At 67.8% G+C, this 233-nt stretch carries 1 protein-coding gene; it reads right to left on the reverse strand.

Annotated features, from left to right (window positions below):
* The coding region (locus LPA41_RS41610) for a hypothetical protein (RefSeq protein ID WP_229077050.1) at window positions 1-233 on the reverse strand (233 nt) is incomplete at both ends.

The raw sequence follows: 233 nt of genomic DNA on the forward strand, positions 1-233 counted from the left end.
CGTCAGCCACCCGCACGACATCCAACGGCGCCGACACATCAGTCACCACAGCCCGATACGGCAACAACGCCCGCGTCGTAGCCAACGAGAACCCGACATCAACAGGATCAGCATCCAACACGGCCAACCGCTGCACCTGCGCCGCCAACGCCTCCGGCGACTTCGCAGAAACCAGCCACGGCACCGGACCCGGCACCCGCACCGACTCCCCCGGCACCTCTTCGCCCGGACCC

It is taken from the genome of Actinoplanes sp. DH11, from assembly GCF_020873875.1.
Taxonomy (GTDB): Bacteria; Actinomycetota; Actinomycetes; order Mycobacteriales; family Micromonosporaceae; genus Actinoplanes.